The organism is Taklimakanibacter lacteus (assembly GCA_003576695.1).
In the GTDB taxonomy this organism is placed as follows: domain Bacteria; phylum Pseudomonadota; class Alphaproteobacteria; order Rhizobiales; family Aestuariivirgaceae; genus Taklimakanibacter; species Taklimakanibacter lacteus.
Map to the genome: position 1 here is coordinate 405,298 of QOZQ01000003.1, position 19,738 is coordinate 425,035.

A 19,738-nucleotide genomic window follows, 5' to 3' on the forward strand; every position below is an offset into this window, starting at 1 on the left:
CGAGGAATGAGTATAAGATTCACTGTCAAAGTCTCGGGCAAGAAGGACAAGCACGTCAGATATGAAGACCTGATCGATCCGGACTGTTCCGGCAAGGCTGATATCAGGGCCGGCGATAAATATGTGTTCGAGGCCGCCAGCTCAACCAGCGATACGGCGTTCGGCCATGTGAGATTCGAAGCCGCTGTGAATACCGGCACCGCGCCTAAGTATAAGAGACTGCCGCAGTATGATTTTCCGATGGATGGCGCGACCTACACTATCGCGGACGACGACCTCGCTTAGTTCGGCGGCAGGGCACTGGTCTCCGCCTTCGGACAGCCTGTACGACGTGAGGCAACCACGCCGGGAACTCGCGCCAAGTAAGGATTAACCCTGTTATCGGCCTCTGAGTCTTGCCGTTCTCCCGAATCGTTCGGCGATGTAGGCTGGTGGACCATCCCAGTCGGGAGTGTGACGCGGTTTTCATGGGCGGTGCGATGAAAGGGTGCCGGACGGGCGTTGTTGCGGTGTTGCTTTGGCTGCTGGCGACGGCAGCGGGCGCGCAAACGCCTGGCGTCACGCCCGGACGCGTCCTGTTCGGCCAGTCGGCGGCGCTCGGCGGGCCAACCGCCGATCTGGGCACCGAGATGCGCCGCGGCATCCTCGCCGCCTTCGAGGAGGTGAACCGGGGCGGAGGCGTCGACGGACGCCGCCTGGAATTGCGCAGCTATGACGACCGCTACGAGCCGGAGCTCGCCATCGCCAATACGATGAAGCTCATCAAGGATGATGACGTTTTTGCCCTGATCGGGGCGGTCGGCACGCCGACATCGGCGGCGAGCGAGCCCATTGCGCGCGCCGCCGGCGTTCCCTTCATCGCCCCCTTCACCGGCGCTGAATTCCTGCGCGATCCGGCCCTCGCCAATGTCGTGAATGTCCGCGCCTCCTATTTCCAGGAGACCGAGGCGATCATCGATCGGCTGATCTCCGATCGCGGCATCTCGCGCATCGGGGTCCTCTATCAGGATGATTCCTACGGCCGGGGCGGCCTCGCCGGCGTCCGCCAAGCGCTCGACAAGCGGCATCTCGAGCTCGTCGGCACCGGCACCTATATGCGCAACACCACTGCTGTGAAGACGGCGCTTCTCAGCCTCAACCGGCTCAAGCCCGAGGCGATCATCGTCATCGGCGCCTACCAGCCGAGCGCCACCTTCACTCAATGGGCCCGCAAGCTTGGCGTCGATGCGCTGATCTTCAATCTCTCTTTCGTCGGCAGCGACGCGCTCGCCTCCGTCTTGGGAGAGGCGGGGGACGGCGTCTACATCACGCAGGTGGTGCCGTTTCCCGAAGCTGACGCGCTGCCGCTGCTCGCCCAATACCGCAAGGCCCTTGTCGCCAATGATGCGGCGGCGCGGTCGTCCTTCGGCTCGCTCGAGGGCTATATCGCCGGCCGGCTGGCGGCCGATGTGCTCGCCAGGGCCGGCGCACAGCCTACGCGCGAGAGCTTCCTCAAGGCGCTGGTCGATACGGGCACATTCGACATCGGCGGCTTCATGCTGCGCTATGGGGCGGGAGACAATCAGGGTTCCGACCAGGTATTCCTGACCGTGATCCGCAAAGGCGAAGTCGTCCCGGCCGAGCGGCTGACGCCATGAGCGCCGACACGGTCAGCCCGAGCCCACGCCGGCGGCCGCGTATCGGCCTTTCGGTCAAGCTCTATGTGGCGATTGCAGGTGCCGTGGCGCTCATCCTGGCGGCGAGCCTCGTCGCCTGGATATCCTTTGTCGAGCTGGGACAGCTGCAGCGGCGCATCACGCGCGAGCATATTCCCTCGATGACCGACTCGCTCAGGCTCGCCCAGCAGAGCGCGCTGATCGCCGCCACCGCGCCGGCGCTTGTCTCGGCTGCCGACGAGGTTGAGCGCGAACGCCTCATGAATGCGGTGCGCGGCCATCAGCAGGTGATGATCGAGCTGATCGATGATCTCGAAAGACAGACCGCCAGCGCCACCGATCCCGGCAATCCGCAAGCGCTCATCACCGGCATCAGGAAGGCGACCAGCGAGGTCTCCCTCGTCCTCGACCGGCTTGACCAGTCGGTTGGCCGCCAGCTCGTGCTGAGAGCGCAGCTGGCCGACCGCCGCGACCGCGCCGTCGAACTGCATCGCCGCCTGATCGAGAGGCTCACCCCGCTTCTCGATGATGCAACCTTGTTCCTGGTGACCGGATACCGCACCCTTGGCGATGTGGCGCCCGTTCCGGCGGAGCTGCGCTATTCGCAGGAGGCGCTGCTCGAATATGCCGCCATCGCGCAACTCGGCATCGAGGGCAACCTGCTGGGCGGCCTTCTGGCGGAAGCCACGAACCTGCCCGACGCCAATCTGCTCATTCCCTTGCGCGAGCGTTTCGAGGCGGCGGCGGCCCGGTTCCGCACGGCGCACGGATCCGTCAGCGGGGACGAGGCGGACGTGCTGCGCGTTCTCGTCGACGGCCTCATCAATCTCGGCGAAGGGACCGAAGGCATCTTCGCGCCGCGCCATGATCTCCTGGTCGAAACGCAGAGTGCCGAGGCCCTGGCCGGCGAGGCAAGGGCAATCGCGGCGCGACTGACGGGCGATGTCGACCGGCTCGTTGCCGATGTCGAGGGCAGGACCGGGGATGCGGTCGCCGCCTCGAACCGCGCCATCGATGTCGGCAGCAAGCTGCTGCTGACGCTCAACGCCGTCAGCATATTGGGCGCGTTCCTGATCGGCTGGTGGTATGTGGCGCGCCAGATCACCGCCCCCGTGGTGCGCATCACCAATGCGGCCGCGGCCTTCGAGGAGCGGCGCTTCGAGCCCGCGAGCCTGGCCTCCGTGCGCACGCGCACCGATGAGCTCGGCGAGCTTGCCCGCACCTTCACGCGCATGGCGGGCGAGGTGCAGACCCGCACCGACACGCTCGACCGGCTGGTGGCCGAGCGCACCTCGAAGCTCGAGAGCGTCGCCAAGCGCCTCGCGAAATATCTGTCGCCGCAGATCTATAATTCGATCTTCAAGGCCAAGGGGGATGTCCAGGCGGCGCTGGCGCGCAGGAACCTCACCATCTTCTTCTCCGACATAGCGGGCTTCACCGATATCAGCGACAGCATGGAGCCCGAGCGCCTGTCCTTCCTCGTCAACACCTATCTCAGCGAGATGTCGAAGATCGCCATCGAGCATGGCGGCACCCTCGACAAGTTCATCGGCGATGCGATGATGGTTTTCTTCGGCGATCCGGAGACCGAGGGTGACCGCAACGACGCGCTGCGCTGCGCGCGCATGGCGCTGCGCATGAGCGAGAGGGTGCGGGAACTCGACAGGACCTGGCAGGAGAAGGGCATATCGAAGACCTTGCGCGTGCGCATGGGAATCACCACGGGCTATTGCACCGTGGGCAATTTCGGCTCCGAGCATCGCCTTGATTACACCGCTCTCGGCGGTCCGGTGAACCTTGCCGCGAGACTCCAGGCGTCGACCGAGGCGGGCACCATCATGATCGCGGAGTCCACCTGGCTTCTCATCCGCGATGCCGTCGATGCAACGCCCATGGGCGAGTTCACCATGAAGGGCTTCGCCCGGCCGGTCGGATGCTACCGCCTGAACGGGCTCAGCGCGGCCGATGCGGGAGATGCGGTGACCTTGGCCGGCCGGCATGTGTCGGTCAACATCCCGAGCCGCCAGCAGATCGGCGACGCGATGGAGGAACTGCGGCGCATGCAGGAGGACCTCGCGAGGCGGCTGCCGCAGGAATGACGATCGTCATTCAACGCAAGCTTCGGCGCTCGCTTGTGGACAAACACGATCCGAAATGGCCGCGGCAGGGCAAAAGGCGCGTTCGTTAATCTTCCATTAACCATAAGAGTGGAGGTTAATGAACTCTTAAACGTCGCGGGAACCGGGTCAGTCATGTCGATCGCCAGCCAACAACGCACCATGCGCTTTCTTGGGCGATCCTACATGGCCTTCGTCTTCACGCCGGAAGGGCCGATCATCGAATGGCTGGCGCAACTGGACAGCTGGCTGGCGCGTTCGCCGGGCTTCTTCGCAGGCCGGCCAGTCGTGCTCGACCTGGCGAATGTGAAGCTGCACAGACCTGGCATTTCTCATCTGGTCGGCTGCCTGCTCGAGCGCGATATCCGCGTGATCGGCCTCGAAGGCGCCGATCCGGCGCAGCTTGGGCCTGATCTGCCGCCGTTGCTTTCCGGGCGCCCGGTCAATTCCACAGAGATCGTCGCGCTGACGCGGCCGGAACAGCCGCCCGCTCCCGCTCCGGCGCCGAAACAAGCCGCATCGCTCCTGATCGATCGCCCGGTGCGCTCCGGCCAGTCGATCATCCATCCGGACGGCGATGTGAGCGTGCTGGGCTCGGTCGGATCGGGCGCCGAGATCGTGGCCGGGGGCTCGATCCACATCTATGGGACGCTGCGCGGCCGCGCCATGGCCGGCCATATGGGCAATTCGCAGGCGCGCATTTTCTGCCAGAAAATCGAAGCCGAGCTCCTGGCGATCAATGGCTATTACCGGACAGCCGAGGAGCTCGACGCTTCGTATCGCAGCCGGCCGATGCAGGCCTGGCTGAACGACAATGTGATGATGATCACGGCGCTGAATTGAATTGTGAAAGGAGGGTGTGAGAATGGGTAAAGTCCTGGTCGTGACATCTGGCAAGGGGGGCGTCGGCAAGACCACGACGACGGCGGCACTTGGTGCAGCGCTTGCGCAGACGGGTGAGACGGTTGTCGTCGTCGATTTCGACGTCGGCTTGCGCAACCTCGATCTGGTCATGGGCGCCGAGCGCCGTGTCGTCTTCGACCTGATCAACGTCATCCAGGGCGTGGCCAAGCTTTCCCAGGCGCTCATCCGCGACAAACGGCTCGAGACGCTCTGGCTGCTGCCCGCCTCGCAGACACGCGACAAGGACGCGCTGACCGAGGAGGGCGTCGGGCGGGTCATCACCGAGCTGCGCGAGAAATTCGATTGGGTGATCTGCGACAGTCCGGCCGGCATCGAGCGTGGCGCCATCCTCGCCATGCGCTATGCCGACGCCGCCATCATCGTCACCAATCCCGAAGTGTCGTCGGTGCGCGATTCCGACCGGATCATCGGCATGCTCGATTCGAAGACCAAGCTGGCGGAGAATGGCGGCCGCATCGACAAGCACCTGCTCATCACGCGCTATGACTCGGCACGCGCCCATCGCGGCGAGATGCTCTCGATCGACGATGTGCTCGAGATCCTCTCCACCCCGCTGCTCGGCATCATCCCGGAAAGCGAGGATGTGCTGCGCGCATCGAATGTCGGCGCGCCGGTCACGCTCGGCAACCGGCTGAGCGGCCCTGGCCGCGCCTATATGGAGGCGGCGCGGCGGCTGCAGGGCGAAAGCGTCTCGATGACCATCCCGATGCAGAAGAGGGGACTGTTCGACAAGCTCTTCGGACGGAGGGCGGCATGAGCGTGTTCAGGTTCTTCCGCAGAGGGGGCTCGGCGCCGGTGGCGCGCGAGCGCCTGCAGATCCTGCTTGCCCATGAACGCAAGGCGTCGAGCCAGCCCGACCTGCTCAACGTGCTCCGCGAGGAGATCCTCGCCGTGGTCGCCAAGCACATATCGCTCGATCCGGACCGGGTGCGCATCAGCATGGATCGCGGCGATCCGGTCTCGGTGCTCGAAGTGGATATCGAGATCCCCAACAAGTTCGACATGCCGAAGTCCGGGGCGGCTTGAGGGATTTAGCTGGCTTGCCGAGCCGTAGCTCGCGGCAGGCGGCCCGCCTTCGCCTTTCAGGCTACGGCGCGGCAGCCTTCTCTCGCTTCGCGAGCGAAGGCTGGCTGGGGAACTAGGATTCGAACCTAGACTGGCGGAGTCAGAGTCCGCTGTCCTACCGTTAGACGATTCCCCAAGCGCTCGTGGCGCGAAGGCCAGCGCCTAGATAGACGCACCGACGGGCTTGTGCAAGTCCGAGGCTGCCTGACCTGATCTGCAGGGATGCGCCCTGTATACTGCAGTTCCCGTTCCTGTTCGCCTACGGCGGCAATTTTCGCGCAAGGCATTGCAGTCATTGAGTAATCGGCGAATTAGCCGCGGCTGGAGGCGCGAATTTGCACAAAACTCCCTGTATTTTCCCTGTATCCAAAAAATGAGGGTCGTCGGCACCCGCGCGATTTACGCCCTGAACTGCTTCATCAGGCTCGACAGGCTGGGCTGTGCGCCGGCCGCGTCGGGCTTGGCGGGCGCAGGCGCCAGCGGCGCTTCGCCGGGCGCAAGCGGCGGCAGGGTGCGGCGCAGGCGCGACCCGATGCCCTGGAAGTCGCCGGCCTGGCCCTGGCCGGGCAATGGCCCCGAGGCCGCATAGGTCGAGGCCGCCGCGGGCTGGCGCTGCGGGGCAGTGGGCCGCTGCACGGGTTCAGGCTGCGGCGGCGTGGCGGCGGCTTCGCCAGTCTCGGCGCTGACCGAGCCGAAGGACTGCTGGCGCCAGCGGGCCACGACGTCCTGCAGGAATGTCTCGCTCGGCGCGCCGCGCGCCCAGCCCTCGGTGAAGGAGGCGGTGTTGCTTTTCGGCCAGGCATGGCTCGGCAGCATGTCGAACTTGACCCGGGTCGGCAGCGCCACACCTTCGCCGAAGGTGATCGCATCGCCGGCACCCATGGTCGACATGAATTCGAGCAGGCTCCTTGCCGCGTCCGAGATGCCGGCTTTCAGGATCTCCTGGTCGCGCTCGTTGCTGAGGCGGAAGGAGAAGATGGTGCTGCACTGGGACAGGATGGTGGGATCGAGCTCGGCCGGGCGCTGGCTGACCAGGCAGAGCGACACGCCGTATTTGCGCCCTTCCTTGGCGATGCGCGAGATTGCCCGCTTGGTCGGCTCGAAGCCGAGCGTGCGGTCGATCGGCACATAGCGGTGCGCTTCCTCGCACACGAAGGTGATCGGGATCTGGCCGCCGCTCCACAGGCCGAAATCGAAGGCGAGCCGCGCCAGCACCGAGACGACCACATTGATGATCTCGGACGGAAGGCCGCCGAGCTCCAGGATCGAGATCGGCTTGCCGGCCACCGGAATGCGGAAGATGCGCGACAGCGTGGCCGCCATCGTGTCCTGGACGGTGAGGTTGCCGAACATGAAGGAATAGCGCGGATCGCGCGAGATCGTCTCGACGCGCGCCTTCAGCCGCTTGTAGGGCGAGAGCTCACCCCTGAGATCGAGCTTGCCGATATTTTCGTCGAGCAACGCCACCAGATCGGAAGCGCGATAGGGGACAGGCGTGTCGATGCCGACATTGGTGCCATCGCCCTGGTCGCGCGTGCGCAGCACATGCGCCTTGTCCTTGCGCTGGTTGTTCATATAGCGCTGCTTGGCGATGGGGATGAGTTCGCGCAGGATCTCGATGTCGGCCTCGCGGTTCGGCTGGTTGCCGATCAGGATCTCGACGATCTCCTCGAAATTGAGCAGCCAGAAAGGCAGCGTCATGTTCTCGGGGCTGATCACCTCCGACCATTCGTTGAACGACTGCTCGTATTCGCGGTGCACGTCGAGCAGGACGACATGGGCTTGCGGATTCTTCTCGAGGATGCGCCTGAGGATCAGCGCCACCGAGCAGGATTTGCCGGTGCCGGTGGTGCCCAGCACGGCGAAGTGCTTGCCGAGCAGCTCGTCGATCTTGACCATGGCCGGGATCGAGGCGTCCTGCTGGATATGGCCGATGCGGATGGCGGTGTCGGTATCGCAGGCATAGGCCTTGGACAGCTCGCTCTTGCTGGCCCGGAAAACGACATTGCCGAGTGAGGGATAGGTCGAGATGCCGCGCCGGAACGACTTCGGCCGGCCCTGCTCGTCCTTCGGCAGCTCGCCGATGAACTCGACCTCGATGATGCGCAGTTCCTGGTCGCTCTGGGCATGCGACGGCATCGGCGAGCTCAGCGCCGAGACGAGGGCGAGCGTCACCGAGTTGACCGTGTCGACCTTGAGCAAGGTGCCGATTTCCGGGCAATGGCTGGTGGAGCGCTGATCCTTGCCGTCGGCCGCATCGAGCAGGATGATGGCATGGCCGCCGGTCACCGCGACGATGCGCCCGATGCGCTCGATGCTTTCCACCGTGCCGGATATTACCGGGGCCGTCGTCGTGGCCTGAGCCGTTTGCATCATGGTTTTCTCGCCGGTCAATGACGCCTCTGGGCGTTTTCGGGGTGATGGTTTCTGTCATAGACAGGCAGGAACACGGTAACCCGCGTGCCCTTGCCCTTCTCTGAATTGAGGGTGAGGCTGCCGCCATGGAGCTTGGCGAGCGCTGCCGAGATCGGCAGGCCGAGGCCGGTGCCCTCATGCTTCTTGTTGAAACCGGAATCGACCTGTCCGAAAGGGCGCATGGCGGTCTCGATGTCGCCTACCGTCATGCCGGTGCCGTTGTCGGAGATGGTGAGGCTGACGAAGCCCTCGCTTGCCGGGCTCGCCAGGAACCCGACGCGCCCTTTGCTGGGCGTGAACTTGACCGCATTGCCCAGGAGGTTGATCAGGATCTGCTTAATCCTCAGCGGGTCGGCATAGAGCTGCGGCAGCTCGACATCGATCTCGCTCGCCACCATGATGTCCTTTTCCTTGGCCTTCGCCTCGATGATGAGGAGGCAGGATTCGACGATGGGCGCGATATCGATGGCCTGGCGCTCGATCACCATGCTGCCCGCCTGGATCTTGGTGACATCGAGGATGCCGTTGATGAGGGCAAGGAGATGGTCGGCGGCCTGCTTGATATAGCCGGAATACTGGCTGACGCGGGCCGGCTCGGAGATCTTGAGGGTGCTCAGCATGTCGGAGAAGCCGATGATGGCATTGAGCGGGGTCCGGAGCTCATGGCTCATATTGGCGATGAATTCGGACTTGGCCTTGGAGGCGAGTTCCGCCTCGACCTTGGCGGCATTGAGGGCGAGCGACTGCTTCTGCCGGGTGATCGCCTGGCCGAAATGGTCGGAATATTCGGCAATAAGCGAGTCTGTCTTGAACCACCTGGGCCCGAAAGTACGCATGAACTGGGTCGCCTCTAAAGAGGAAAAAATAGCGGGCAAACGGATAATTTGGCGTTAACAAACAGTTGCGGTTTGTCGCTTTGTGGGCCGATCTTTGACTAGCCTGCCCAAGCTGTTAATCTGCCTCCAACAGTAGGATTGCCGGCGACGGCGTTTGCGGGCCTGGTTAATGGCCAGGCCGAGCCCCGGGTGCCAGGCCGAAAGGTTTGCAAAAGTGGACGCCAGAAGCGGTGCGGGGAACCCCCGCGCCCGGCGGCACGAAGGCCCGTCCGGGAGCTTGAGCTCCCTCAAGGGGGAGGCTCGTGCATCGCCAAAACAGAGGCCCGAGCGGGGCGATGCCTATTATGGCGCCCTCGATCTTGGCACGAATAATTGCCGCCTGCTGATCGCGTCGCCGGAGCCTTCGGGCTTTGCCGTCGTCGATGCCTTCTCCCGCATCGTGCGCCTGGGTGAGGGTCTGACCGGGCGCGGCGCCTTGAGCGAGCCCGCCATGAAGCGCACCATCGATGCCTTGCGCATCTGCGCCAACAAGCTCACCTGGCACCGGGTCGGGCGCCGGCGACTGGTCGCGACCGAGGCCTGCCGGATGGCCGCCAATGGCGAGGAATTCATTGCCCGGGTGCGTGAGGAAGTGGGGCTCGAGCTCGAGATCATCGGGCGCGAGATGGAGGCGAGGCTCGCCGCTGTCGGCGCCGAACCCTTGCTGGCCGAGGACGCCGAGACGGCGCTCATCTTCGATATCGGCGGCGGATCCACCGAGCTGATGTGGCTTGCCAGGCAGGACGAGCGCCATGAGATCCTGACCTGGACATCGCTGGCCGCGGGTGTTGTGACCGTGTCGGAGCGCTTCGGCGGCGTCGATGTCGATGGCGCCAAATACGACTCCATGCGGATGTTCCTGCGGCCGATGATCGCCAGTTTCGCCGACCGGGTCCGCAGCCGCACGGGCGGTGCGGCTGAGCCCGCGCATCTTCTCGGCACGTCGGGAACGGTGACGACGATCGCCGGCGTGCAGCTGGGCCTCAGGCGCTATGACCGCGCCCGCGTCGATGGCTGCTGGCTCAAGCGTGACGACATCGCCAGGGTCTGCGCCGAGCTCCTCGCCATGAGCTATGACGAGCGCATGGACAATGCCTGCATCGGCCGCGACCGCGCCGATCTGGTACTTGCCGGATGCGCCATATTGGAGGAGATCTGCCGGGCCTTCCCGGCGTCGCGCATCCGCGTCGCCGACCGGGGCCTGCGCGAAGGGATATTGACGCTGATGATGAAGACCGACGGCACTTACGGGACTGAGATCGCATGAGCCGCCCGGGTGGATCCTCGATCAAGAACACGCGCCGCCTGAAGGTCCGGGTGAAGACCGGCAAGGGCCGCACCGTCTCGCAGAAGGTCTGGCTCGAGCGCCAGCTCAACGATCCCTATGTCGCGGAAGCCCGCAAGCTCGGTTACCGCTCGCGCGCCGCCTTCAAGCTGAGCGAGATCGACGACAAGTTCCGTTTCCTCAAATCGGGCGGCCGCATCGTCGATCTGGGGGCGGCACCCGGCGGCTGGTCGCAAGTGGCGGTCGAGCGGGTCAAGGCGCGCGAAGGCAAGGGTCGCGTCATCGCCATCGACATGCATGGCATGGACCCGATCCCGGGCGTCACCATCTTTCACAAGGACTTCCTCGACGACGATGCGCCGCAACTCCTGATCGAGGCCCTGGGCGGCGAGAAGGCCGATGTCGTGATGTCCGACATGGCGGCGCATGCGACCGGCCATCGCCAGACCGATCATCTCAAGATCATGGCGCTCGCCGAAGCCGGCTTCGAGTTTGCGAAGGATGTGCTGAAGCCCGGCGGCACTTTCCTCGCCAAGGTGCTGCGCGGCGGCACCGAGGGCGAGATGCTGAAGATGATGAAGCAGCATTTCCAGACGGTACGCCACGTGAAGCCCTCCGCCTCACGCGAGGATTCCGCCGAGCTCTTCGTGCTGGCGCTGGGATATAGAGATCCGACTGGAAATACCGTCATCCCGGCGAAAGCCGGGACCCCCTGAATAAGTGCCGACGGGTGGTGCCAGCAGTGCTCACCCGCACACCGCATGCATCCTCATACAAGGTTCCAAGCAACTCGAACCAGACAAGAGTGCCGTGCCGTCTGATGGCTCTCGGAACCGCCCGCTTGGGCTTATTCAATGGGTCCCGGCTTTCGCCGGGATGACGGAGTATGAGAAAAATGGAAGCGGGGCCATCACGGCCCCGCTTTCACAAAACCGCCAACTAGCCGTCAGTAGCGGTACGGGCTTCTGCACCGATGGAGATAGCCATCGTATCCACGGAATTTGTTGGTGCGCACATTGTATGTGCGGTAGCGATCGAGGCAGTAGCGCACATGCCGGCTGCCGCCGGTGGGTTCGATGTAATAGGGCTCGGCATAGTAGGGCTCGGCGTAATAGGGCGAGTAACCGCCATAGAACGGCGCCAGGCCGAAGCCGAGAAACACACCGCTGCCGCCGAAACCATGCCGGCGATGCCGCCGCCAGTTTCCACCGCGGCGCCATTTGCGCCACTTCTTATGCGACTTATGCGACGCGTTCTGCACATTCGTGTTCTGCGTCTTTTCGACGGCGGGAAGCGTGCTGGCGCCCGACATCACATTCGCAGCCTGGGCGCTGCCGAAGCCGAGAAAGCCGGCCATCACGGCGGCCGCTGCCAGAGCAAGGGTTTTGCTTTTCATCGAGGCACTCCTTCGAGGCCGGGCGCGTTGATGGTCAAATGCCTGACGCCGGGCTTCGTTCCTTCACATGGTCTGCGGTGGATCACCGCGGGACCGGCCATTCGTCCAGGTCGGGTTGCCCCCGGATCGCGGACAAAGGCAAGACGGCTATGCATGGCCAAATCCGTCGCCGGGTAATTGTGACGGATTGTTGCGGATTGGACAGCGCCGGGGGCCTCGGAATACTACGCCCGAACAAAGACATAGCCATAATGCCGGGCAGGGGCGCTTTGCCGCTTGCCGGGGAACTCACCTGAGTGTTATGAGCCAGCGCCAACCCAGATTGAGTCTCTTTGCACGATGAGTGCTTTTACGGAGGTTGGCCAATGGCCAGGCGCCAGATCCCGGAATATTTGACCTTTGACGATGTGCTGATGAAACCCGGCGCCTCCGCCGTGCTGCCGGCCGAGGTTTCGACCAGGACCCGCATCACCCGCGACATCCAGCTCTCGATCCCGATCATCTCGGCCGCCATGGACACGGTGACCGAGGCCCGCCTTGCCATCGCCATGGCGCAGGCCGGCGGCCTTGGGGTCATCCACAAGAATCTCGACGCCGAGCAGCAGGCCGAGCAGGTGCGCCAGGTGAAGCGCTTCGAGTCGGGCATGGTGATCAACCCGATCACCATCGGTCCCGATGCGACCTTGGGCGACCTCATGCGCCTCAAGGAGCAGCACCACATCTCCGGCATTCCGGTGGTCTCAGGCTCGGGCACGCTGGTCGGTATCGTCACCAACCGCGATGTGCGCTTCGCCACCGATTCCAAGATGAGGGTCGCCGAGCTGATGACCAGGGACAATCTCGTCACCGTGCGCGAGGGCGTAGACCGCGACGAGGCGACGAGGCTCCTCAACCAATACAAGATCGAGAAGCTGATCGTCGTCGATGAGAGTTACAAATGCGTCGGCCTCATCACCGTCACCGACATGGAGAAGGCGGCGCATCATCCCCATGCCGCGAAGGACGAGCAGGGCCGCCTGCGCGTTGCCGCGGCCACCGGCACCGGCGACAAGGGCTTCGCCCGCGCCGAGCTTCTGATCGATGCGGGCGTCGATCTCGTGGTGGTCGACACCGCGCATGGCCATTCGGTCCATGTCATCGACCAGGTGAAGCGCATCAAGAAGCTCTCCAACAAGGTGCAGATCATCGCCGGCAATGTGGCCACCGCTGAAGCGACGGAAGCGCTCATCGATGCGGGCGCCGATGCGGTCAAGATCGGCATCGGGCCGGGCTCGATCTGCACCACGCGCGTGGTGGCGGGCGTCGGCGTGCCGCAGCTCTCGGCCATCATGGACTGCGCCGATGCCGCAGCCAAAGCGGGCGTGCCGGTGATCGCTGATGGCGGCATCAAATATTCGGGCGATCTCGCCAAGGCGCTGGCCGCCGGCGCCGGCGTGGCGATGATCGGCTCGCTCCTGGCGGGCACGGATGAGAGCCCGGGCGAGGTGTTCCTCTATCAGGGCCGCAGCTACAAATCCTATCGCGGCATGGGCTCGGTCGGCGCCATGGCGCGGGGCTCGGCGGACCGCTACTTCCAGCAGGAGGTGAAGGACCAGCTCAAGCTCGTGCCGGAAGGCATCGAGGGCCAAGTGCCGCATAAGGGCGCGGTCGGGGCGGTGCTGCACCAGCTCGTCGGCGGGCTTCGCGCCGCCATGGGCTATGTGGGAGCCGCGACCATTGCCGATCTGCAGACCAAGGCGCAGTTCATCCGCATCACCAATGCGGGCCTGCGCGAAAGCCATCCGCATGACGTGATGGTGACGCGCGAGGCGCCGAACTATCAGAGGCAGGGGTGAGGTTGGGCCGCCCCACCACCCTCGCGCCGAGGTGCGAGGGCTCTTGCCATGCGTGAAGGCGGGCGCGGTGCGGCGGCGATCGAGGTGCTGGCGGAAATCTTTGGCCGCCATCGTCCGGCATCGGAAGCCCTGAAGGACTGGGGCAGGGCGCATCGCTTTGCCGGCGCCGGCGATCGCCATGCGATCGGCACGCTGGTCTATGACGTGCTGCGCCGGAAGAGCTCGCTGGCGCATCGCATGGGAGCCGACGCGCCGCGTGCGCTGGTATTGGCGGCGCTCGGCGAGATCTGGAAGCGGTCGCCCGAAGAGATCGCACATGCCTTCGCCGAGGAGCATGGGCCGGGCGCCCTCACCGGCGATGAGACGCAGGCGCTGACGCGCGAGACGTCGGCCGATGCGCCAGCTCATATCGCGGGAGATTATCCCGACTGGCTCTCTTCCTCCTTCGCGCGCGCTTTCGGCGAAATGGCGGCACAACAGGGGCGCGCGCTGGCCGAGCGGGCGCCCATCGATCTCAGGGCCAACATTCTCAAGGCCGATCGCCCCAAGGTGCTCAAGGCGCTGGAGAAGTTCAACGCGGTTGCGGGGCCGCTGTCGCCCTGGTGCGTGAGGCTCGCCGCCCCCGGTCCCGACAAGCGCAACCCGCATGTCGAGGCCGAGCCCGCCCATGGCAAGGGCTGGTATGAGGTGCAGGATGCGGCCTCCCAGGTGGCCGCACTTCTGTCGGGCGCCAGGCCCGGCGAGCAGGTGGCCGATATCTGCGCCGGTGCCGGCGGCAAGACCCTGGCGCTCGCCGCTCTCATGGGCAACAAGGGCCAGATCCATGCCTATGACCAGGACAAGCACCGCCTGCGCCCGATCTTCGAGCGCCTGACGCGGGCGGGTGCGCGCAATGTTCAAGTGATAGGTTCGGATGAAGGGGCAAGACTCGACACCATCAGGGGAAAAGTCGATTGCGTCGTCATCGATGCGCCCTGCTCGGGATCGGGCGCCTGGCGCCGCAACCCCGATTCCAAATGGCGCCTCACCGAAAAGCAGCTCGGCACACGAATGGCCGACCAGCGAGCGGTGCTCGCGCGCGGCGCCGCCCTGGTGAAGCCGGGCGGACGGCTCATCTACATCACCTGCTCGGTGCTGCCGCAGGAGAATGACGACCAGATCGAAGCCTTCCTGTCGGCCCATTCCGGTTTCGAGTCGATTCCCTTGTCCGGCCAGTGGCGGAGCGCCATTGGCACCGAGCCGCCCGCTTCGGCGGGGGCAGGCAGGGACACGTTGCTGCTGACGCCGCTCAGCCATCAGACGGACGGCTTCTTCATAGCCCCCCTGCGAAAGCAGGGATAAACAGGCAAGATGCAGGGATTTGCAGGGAGGACTTCAACGTCGCCTCAATCGGGCGGGCATTGAATTCCCCTTCCCGCAAGGGGAAGGGGAATCAGAGCGTGAGGGAATCCCGGATCAATTCGCCTGCGACACCGAGAGCTCGGCGAGGACACGGCAGAGGAGCGTGGCATCGCGGCTGTAGCTTTCGGGCGCCGCCAGCACCGCGCCGCATTTCTTCTTGAGCTTGATACGCTCGGAATTCGACAGCGAGGCGATCTGGCTCGCAATCGCGTCGCGATCGCCGGAGGTGGTGCCCTTGCCGCCGCCACCCGTGCCCTTGCCGCCGCCGCCGAGCGAGACATTCACATTGGCGCCGATACCGTCGGTGCCGACCGTGGCACCCACGCCGGCTTTGATACTTTGCCCGACAGCCAGCTTGGCCTTGGCGCCGACTAGCGTGCCATCGCCCGCCAGCGCCTTGGCGCCGGCCTTCGCATTGACGAGATTGCCGACCCCGACCTTGGCCTTGGCGTTGACGAGGCTCTTCTTGTTGAGGACGCCGACATTGAAATTGGTCTTCACCAGCGTCTTCTGACCGAGCTTGAGCTTGAGCTTCGCCTTGGCGGCGAGGCCCTTCTTCTTGCTGTTGCCGGCCGTGCCCGCAGCGTCGCTGGAACTGGCGCTCGACCCGGCGGTGTCGCCACCGCCCAAAGCGCCGCCGACACCATCGGTGACACCGCCAACCACGCCGCCGACCGCGCCGACCGCGCCGCCCACGACGCCGCCAACAGCTCCGACCGCGCCGCCAACCGCGCCACCAATGGCACCACCGAGGCCACCGCCGCCAGCCTCGGCCAAAGTGAGTGAGGTTGAGAAGGCAAGACAGGCGGCCAGCGAAGCTGCGCCCATTGCCATTTTAAGAGTCCGCCGTGAAACCCGCATTGATGAAACACTCCCGTACAGAAATCCAAGTTTCTTCTTGGAGGTTTCGATATGCCGCAAATCTCTGAAGTATTCGGTCCGTTAATCTCTAAGTTGAAGCGCTATATTATGGTGAATTGGCTCAGTAATTCCGCAATGGAGCACGACGAGTGACAATGATGAATGTCGCCCGCTTCACGATTAAAACTTGGAGCCGCTTGTTAATCTCGCAAATTCTTGTCGCCAAGATCTTCAACCTTGGCGGGATATTCTCTAAGGCGCCGTGCTGGGCAGGACCACGCCCAGATACTGGCGGATCTGCTCGAGATAGATGATCGTGGCGCAGATGGCGGCGGTGAAGATGAGGAGGGCCGAGAACATCCAGCCCTTGCCGGGCAGGCGGCCAATATGGTTGTCGAGCTCCCGGACCTCGCCGCTGAGGGAAGCCACGGATTTCGCAATTTCCCGCAGATCGAGGCGGGTGTCGCCGATATCGTCGCGCATGTGATCGACATGGGCTTCGATGCTGGCGATGCGCGCTTCCATATAGTCGACTTTGCCTTGCGTCCCGCCATAGGGCAACGGGCCCGGCTGGGCATTGGCGGGCGGTTTCGGCGGTTCCATCGGCTCGGAAACGCGCAGGTCATGGGTGGGGCTTATCGGCTCGGTCTCGCTCATGGTTAAGGGAACCTCTTGAAACCAACGATGCCCCGATGTGCCAGTTGATCATGTCTTCTTTGGGATGGGCATGAAAATTCCCCTCACCGCAAGAGGGAGTGGAACTATCAACGCGACGCCCCGACGAAGCGCGCCCTACATAGGATATAGAGTTAGTCCATTGTCAGAGACATAGCACATGCTATATCATGGGCGAGTGATCAGCCGCCGTAATCGACCGCATGGCGCCGCGACCGGGGCGATGCCTCACTGTCGTGTCGGCGATCATCGCCGCCATCATCATAGCACTCAACGTGAAGATGCTGTGGGACCTTGCTGTGGACGGGTAGGGCTTTTCACTCTCACTTCTGCGTCGTTGACTGCCAGATGCCGAGGTTCCTGCTTCGCGGCAGTCTCTCCAGATCGACATACTCGCTCGATTGCCTGATGAAGGCTCGAGCCAGGCCAGCCGAAACCAGCCAGGCGCCGATGTCGGGTACGCTTTCGGTCGAGCAGTGCCCGATCAATCGGCCATGCCCGTCCCGCTCGCTCCCTTCGCAGCGAACTGTCCGGCCCGCGATCAGTTTCGCCATGGCAACGATGGTCGCTCGCGAACAGTCCCAGACTCCTTGCGGGCGCCGGCATGCCTGCCCGGCATCAGGGGCTTCAATTCCCCGGATCCGGATTTCCTGCCGACCGATCCGCAGCGTATCGCCATCGACAATGCTGGCCGGCCCTGAAACCATTGCACCCGGCCCGCCATGGGCATGAATGAGGATCAGGAACAGAAGCGCCACGACCGCGAGGCCATAGGCGAACCATTGGTCGTCGCCCGCCAGTGCTGCGCTCTTCGAGCTGCGGGCATCCGGCGAATGCTGCCGACGAATTCGCGGCACCAGCGACGGGGCTTTTTCTCGGGCGGTGTTCCGGTATGGTCCAGTCATCCAGGCTCGCATGCAGGCGGTTTCCACGGACGTCGATATGTCCGCGAGCGCAGGATGAAAATGGGTGGAACTGCCCAGTTTTCTGCGGCGCAGCTGGGAGCAGATAGGTAGTCCCACCTATTTCAAATTGAGCGCCTGTGACCCCAAGATGGGATCGTCTAGCCACTTAACTGGGGCCGCACTGTTCTCTCCCTCGATCTCTCCACATCGCAGTGCGGCCCAACTCTAGACACGCCGCGATGTGTGCCGGCCCGGAAGTGGGCAATCCTGCCTATCCAACTTGCCGGCGCCATGTGCCAATAAATCAAGCCACAAAATACAGGGATCAACATGATCGGCCAGATGGATTCGCATGCCGACACCAAGACACAGGCCGGAAGGCGATTTCATAAGCCGGATCGGTCATCCAGTCTGGCGCAACCGGTGTTCGTCGGAACGTTTGTGTTCATAGCGCTCTCGGTGGCGGTCGAATACGCGCTGGGTGACTTTGCCGGCCTCAATGCCGGCGAGGATTTCGGCCTGGTGATCGGCGGCACGATGCTGTCGGGAATTTGCGTGGGCGTGATCGCCGGCGCGATCCACGACTGGATCAGGCATGCGAAGAATGACTAGACGTCCAGGAAGGGTTATTTCCCATGCGTGTCCGAGCGAGCATAGCCGGCGTGAGGACTGAACGGAGCTGCCGCCTCGCTCCCTTCTGGCGGCTCTCCAGGAAGGGGCCCGCCGGCGCTCGACGCCTTCGCTGGCGGGCCTCGACTTCGCTGCGCGCGCGAGGGCTTCGAAGAGGGGCCTCCATCGTGTTCTGGTGGACAGTCCTTGGCGCCGCGCTCGGGATCGTATCGGGGATCTGAAGCATTCTAGGCAGTGCCGCCTATTCCGGAAGGACGGCTCCATGAGCTACCCTCGGCATCGCCTCGATCATGGAGGCGGGCTGCGCTGTCCGAACTCGATCCCGTGACAGTGCGGCCATTTTTTTGTCGGCGATGTTCGATGGAAATGGTGGGCGTGACCAGCCGCCGCATGGAATTTTGGAGATCCCATTGGCCACGCCCATTGACGCAAGTTGCGCCAACCTCCCTTCGGATCACTGTGCCTCGCCGACAGGAACGCACCAATAGGTAATAACGCCTATACCGAACTCGCGCGCCGGTGGCTGATACTCGAAGGGCAGAGAAGCAACCGCAAACCGAGCGCGCCGCCGGGCACGCCTGAGTTTGGCTGGAGGAAGCCATGGAAGACCGGACCTTCGCAGAGCGTTGGGAAGATTGTCAGGAGGGATGGGACCGATTTCGCCCATCGAAGCCGCTGTGGTTCTGGTCATGCATTGGCGTCGTGGCCGCGACCGTCGCCATCGGATTCACGGCCGGCGGCTGGACGACTCGCGACGCGGCGGAAAGGCTGGCGCGCCAGGCGGCCGCAGATGCCCGCGCCGAGCTGGTGGCGGCTGCCTGTGTGCGGAAATTCAGGGAGAACCCGGGCTTTGAATCCGAGCTTTCGGTGCTCAAGGACACCCCGGCCTCGGACCGGCCCGGCATTCTCGAGAAAGGCGGCTGGGTGTCGCTCGCCGGCATGGACGAGCCGCTCGCGGCGGCAGGCGTTCTCTGCGCCGCTGAGCTCACGAAGGCGCCTGATTTGGCGGCCCCCATTGCGGGATCGCCGGGCGAGCCAAGTACGTGAACGATCCGGCGGCTGCGACTGGCTTTCTCAGGAATCCTTCTCGATCTCCAGCGCCAGCTTGATCAGCTGGGAAAGGCTCGCGGCCTCCATCTTGGCGTGAATGCTGGCCCGGTGGTGGTCGACGGTCCTGATGCTGATGGAGAGCAGCGAGGCGATGGCGAAGCTTGAATAGCCCTGGGCGACGAGCTTGAGCACGTCGCGCTCGCGTTTCGTCAGGCGGCGGTATCTTTCAAGGATCTCGGCGCGTTTCGCTTCCGCCGCATGCCGGTGCGCCGCTTTCTCCACCGCTCCGGCCACTGAAGCGACGAGCTTCTGGTCATCGATCGGCTTTTCGATGAAGTCGAAGGCGCCTTCCTTCATGGCCTGTACCGCCATGTCGATGTCGCCATGGCCGGTGATGATGATCGCCGGCACGCCGGGCATCTTCGTCGTCAGCAGGCGCTGCGCCGTCAGTCCATCCATGTCGGGCATGCGCACATCGAGCAGGACGCAGCTCGGAGGGGAATCCGCCATGGCGCTGAAGAAGCTCTCCGCGCGCTCATAGGTCATCACCTCGTAGCCGTATGTCGCAAGCAGGGCCTTGAGCGAATTGCGCACCGCCGCCACATCGTCGACGACGGCTATGCGGGCCTGTTTGCTCGCCACCACAGAT

The 19,738-nt window shown here is 64.2% G+C and carries 19 protein-coding genes and 1 tRNA gene; 12 read left to right on the plus strand and 8 right to left on the minus strand.

The window, feature by feature from the left end; genetic code table 11:
* Window positions 1–6: 6 nt before the first annotated feature.
* The 6 genes from DT068_RS07515 to minE all read left to right on the plus strand — a co-directional run bounded on the left by DT068_RS07515 (window position 7) and on the right by minE (window position 5,722).
* Window positions 7–285, plus strand: a complete 279-nt coding sequence (locus DT068_RS07515; protein ID WP_119389170.1) for a hypothetical protein — start codon at window positions 7–9, stop codon at window positions 283–285.
* A gap of 224 nt (window positions 286–509) precedes the next feature.
* Complete coding sequence (locus DT068_RS07520; RefSeq protein WP_368904519.1) at window positions 510–1,637, plus strand: ABC transporter substrate-binding protein; 1,128 nt, start codon at window positions 510–512, stop codon at window positions 1,635–1,637.
* On the plus strand, window positions 1,634–3,754 hold the full coding sequence (locus DT068_RS07525) for an adenylate/guanylate cyclase domain-containing protein (protein WP_119389171.1): 2,121 nt from the start codon (window positions 1,634–1,636) through the stop codon (window positions 3,752–3,754). The genes DT068_RS07520 and DT068_RS07525 overlap by 4 nt, the downstream gene beginning before the upstream one ends.
* Before the next feature lie 153 nt (window positions 3,755–3,907).
* Window positions 3,908–4,615: a septum site-determining protein MinC gene (gene minC / locus DT068_RS07530; RefSeq protein ID WP_119389172.1), complete on the plus strand. Its 708-nt coding sequence runs from the start codon at window positions 3,908–3,910 to the stop codon at window positions 4,613–4,615.
* Between the two features lie 22 nt (window positions 4,616–4,637).
* Window positions 4,638–5,453, plus strand: a complete 816-nt coding sequence (minD, locus tag DT068_RS07535) for a septum site-determining protein MinD (protein ID WP_119389173.1) — start codon at window positions 4,638–4,640, stop codon at window positions 5,451–5,453.
* Window positions 5,450–5,722 (plus strand): cell division topological specificity factor MinE, encoded by a 273-nt coding sequence (minE, locus tag DT068_RS07540; protein ID WP_119389174.1) that lies wholly within the window; start codon window positions 5,450–5,452, stop codon window positions 5,720–5,722. Before minD ends, minE begins: the two co-directional genes overlap by 4 nt.
* A gap of 101 nt (window positions 5,723–5,823) precedes the next feature.
* Here minE and DT068_RS07545 read toward each other — a convergent pair.
* From DT068_RS07545 to DT068_RS07555, 3 genes are all read right to left on the minus strand, one after another.
* Window positions 5,824–5,897 (minus strand) — tRNA-Gln (locus DT068_RS07545).
* 263 nt (window positions 5,898–6,160) lie between these two features.
* The gene (locus DT068_RS07550) at window positions 6,161–8,137 is read right to left on the minus strand and encodes an ATP-binding protein (protein ID WP_368904520.1); all 1,977 of its coding nucleotides are present in this window, start codon (window positions 8,135–8,137) and stop codon (window positions 6,161–6,163) included.
* 14 nt (window positions 8,138–8,151) lie between these two features.
* On the minus strand, window positions 8,152–9,012 hold the full coding sequence (locus tag DT068_RS07555) for a sensor histidine kinase (RefSeq protein ID WP_119389175.1): 861 nt from the start codon (window positions 9,010–9,012) through the stop codon (window positions 8,152–8,154).
* 277 nt (window positions 9,013–9,289) lie between these two features.
* On the opposite strand from DT068_RS07555, the gene DT068_RS07560 reads away from it, so the two are divergent.
* Both DT068_RS07560 and DT068_RS07565 read left to right on the plus strand, forming a co-directional pair.
* A complete protein-coding gene (locus tag DT068_RS07560) occupies window positions 9,290–10,318 on the plus strand; it encodes a Ppx/GppA phosphatase family protein (protein WP_368904521.1) in 1,029 nt (342 codons plus the stop codon).
* Window positions 10,315–11,052: an RlmE family RNA methyltransferase gene (locus DT068_RS07565; RefSeq protein ID WP_119389177.1), complete on the plus strand. Its 738-nt coding sequence runs from the start codon at window positions 10,315–10,317 to the stop codon at window positions 11,050–11,052. Before DT068_RS07560 ends, DT068_RS07565 begins: the two co-directional genes overlap by 4 nt.
* A 230-nt stretch (window positions 11,053–11,282) precedes the next feature.
* Here DT068_RS07565 and DT068_RS07570 read toward each other — a convergent pair whose 3' ends face one another.
* A complete protein-coding gene (locus DT068_RS07570; protein WP_119389178.1) occupies window positions 11,283–11,732 on the minus strand; it encodes a BA14K family protein in 450 nt (149 codons plus the stop codon).
* 365 nt (window positions 11,733–12,097) lie between these two features.
* Between DT068_RS07570 and guaB the strand changes: the two genes are divergently transcribed.
* On the plus strand, window positions 12,098–13,567 hold the full coding sequence (guaB, locus tag DT068_RS07575) for an IMP dehydrogenase (protein ID WP_119389179.1): 1,470 nt from the start codon (window positions 12,098–12,100) through the stop codon (window positions 13,565–13,567).
* Window positions 13,568–13,615: 48 nt separating this feature from the next.
* A complete protein-coding gene (locus DT068_RS07580) occupies window positions 13,616–14,908 on the plus strand; it encodes an RsmB/NOP family class I SAM-dependent RNA methyltransferase (RefSeq protein WP_119389180.1) in 1,293 nt (430 codons plus the stop codon).
* A gap of 114 nt (window positions 14,909–15,022) precedes the next feature.
* Here the strand turns inward: DT068_RS07580 and DT068_RS27940 are convergent, their stop codons facing one another.
* The 3 genes from DT068_RS27940 to DT068_RS07600 form a co-directional block, all read right to left on the minus strand.
* Entirely contained in the window at window positions 15,023–15,802 is a 780-nt protein-coding gene (locus DT068_RS27940; RefSeq protein ID WP_162914049.1) for a hypothetical protein, read from the minus strand.
* A 279-nt stretch (window positions 15,803–16,081) separates the two neighbouring features.
* Entirely contained in the window at window positions 16,082–16,486 is a 405-nt protein-coding gene (locus DT068_RS07595; RefSeq protein ID WP_119389183.1) for a hypothetical protein, read from the minus strand.
* A 341-nt stretch (window positions 16,487–16,827) separates the two neighbouring features.
* Window positions 16,828–17,421, minus strand: a complete 594-nt coding sequence (locus tag DT068_RS07600) for a thermonuclease family protein (protein ID WP_119389184.1) — start codon at window positions 17,419–17,421, stop codon at window positions 16,828–16,830.
* A gap of 318 nt (window positions 17,422–17,739) precedes the next feature.
* Here DT068_RS07600 and DT068_RS07605 point away from each other — a divergent pair, with 318 nt between their 5' ends.
* Together DT068_RS07605 and DT068_RS07610 are read left to right on the plus strand one after the other, a co-directional pair.
* Window positions 17,740–18,021 carry a hypothetical protein gene (locus DT068_RS07605; protein WP_119389185.1) on the plus strand — a complete coding sequence of 94 codons (282 nt, stop codon included), beginning with the start codon at window positions 17,740–17,742 and terminating at the stop codon, window positions 18,019–18,021.
* A 720-nt stretch (window positions 18,022–18,741) separates the two neighbouring features.
* A complete protein-coding gene (locus DT068_RS07610; protein ID WP_162914050.1) occupies window positions 18,742–19,086 on the plus strand; it encodes a hypothetical protein in 345 nt (114 codons plus the stop codon).
* Between the two features lie 27 nt (window positions 19,087–19,113).
* On the opposite strand, the gene DT068_RS07615 is transcribed toward DT068_RS07610, so the two are convergent.
* Window positions 19,114–19,731, minus strand: a complete 618-nt coding sequence (locus DT068_RS07615) for a response regulator transcription factor (protein ID WP_162914051.1) — start codon at window positions 19,729–19,731, stop codon at window positions 19,114–19,116.
* Between the last annotated feature and the right edge of the window lie 7 nt (window positions 19,732–19,738).

Coding starts and splice junctions, on each gene's coding strand:
- DT068_RS07515 (WP_119389170.1), top strand. CDS start 7: ATGAGTATAAGATTCACTGTCAAAGTCTCGGGCAAGAAGGACAAGCAC.
- DT068_RS07525 (WP_119389171.1), top strand. CDS start 1,634: ATGAGCGCCGACACGGTCAGCCCGAGCCCACGCCGGCGGCCGCGTATC.
- minC (WP_119389172.1), top strand. CDS start 3,908: ATGTCGATCGCCAGCCAACAACGCACCATGCGCTTTCTTGGGCGATCC.
- minD (WP_119389173.1), top strand. CDS start 4,638: ATGGGTAAAGTCCTGGTCGTGACATCTGGCAAGGGGGGCGTCGGCAAG.
- minE (WP_119389174.1), top strand. CDS start 5,450: ATGAGCGTGTTCAGGTTCTTCCGCAGAGGGGGCTCGGCGCCGGTGGCG.
- DT068_RS07550 (WP_368904520.1), bottom strand. CDS start 8,137: ATGATGCAAACGGCTCAGGCCACGACGACGGCCCCGGTAATATCCGGC.
- DT068_RS07555 (WP_119389175.1), bottom strand. CDS start 9,012: ATGCGTACTTTCGGGCCCAGGTGGTTCAAGACAGACTCGCTTATTGCC.
- DT068_RS07565 (WP_119389177.1), top strand. CDS start 10,315: ATGAGCCGCCCGGGTGGATCCTCGATCAAGAACACGCGCCGCCTGAAG.
- DT068_RS07570 (WP_119389178.1), bottom strand. CDS start 11,732: ATGAAAAGCAAAACCCTTGCTCTGGCAGCGGCCGCCGTGATGGCCGGC.
- guaB (WP_119389179.1), top strand. CDS start 12,098: ATGGCCAGGCGCCAGATCCCGGAATATTTGACCTTTGACGATGTGCTG.
- DT068_RS07580 (WP_119389180.1), top strand. CDS start 13,616: ATGCGTGAAGGCGGGCGCGGTGCGGCGGCGATCGAGGTGCTGGCGGAA.
- DT068_RS27940 (WP_162914049.1), bottom strand. CDS start 15,802: ATGGCAATGGGCGCAGCTTCGCTGGCCGCCTGTCTTGCCTTCTCAACC.
- DT068_RS07595 (WP_119389183.1), bottom strand. CDS start 16,486: ATGAGCGAGACCGAGCCGATAAGCCCCACCCATGACCTGCGCGTTTCC.
- DT068_RS07600 (WP_119389184.1), bottom strand. CDS start 17,421: ATGCGAGCCTGGATGACTGGACCATACCGGAACACCGCCCGAGAAAAA.
- DT068_RS07605 (WP_119389185.1), top strand. CDS start 17,740: ATGATCGGCCAGATGGATTCGCATGCCGACACCAAGACACAGGCCGGA.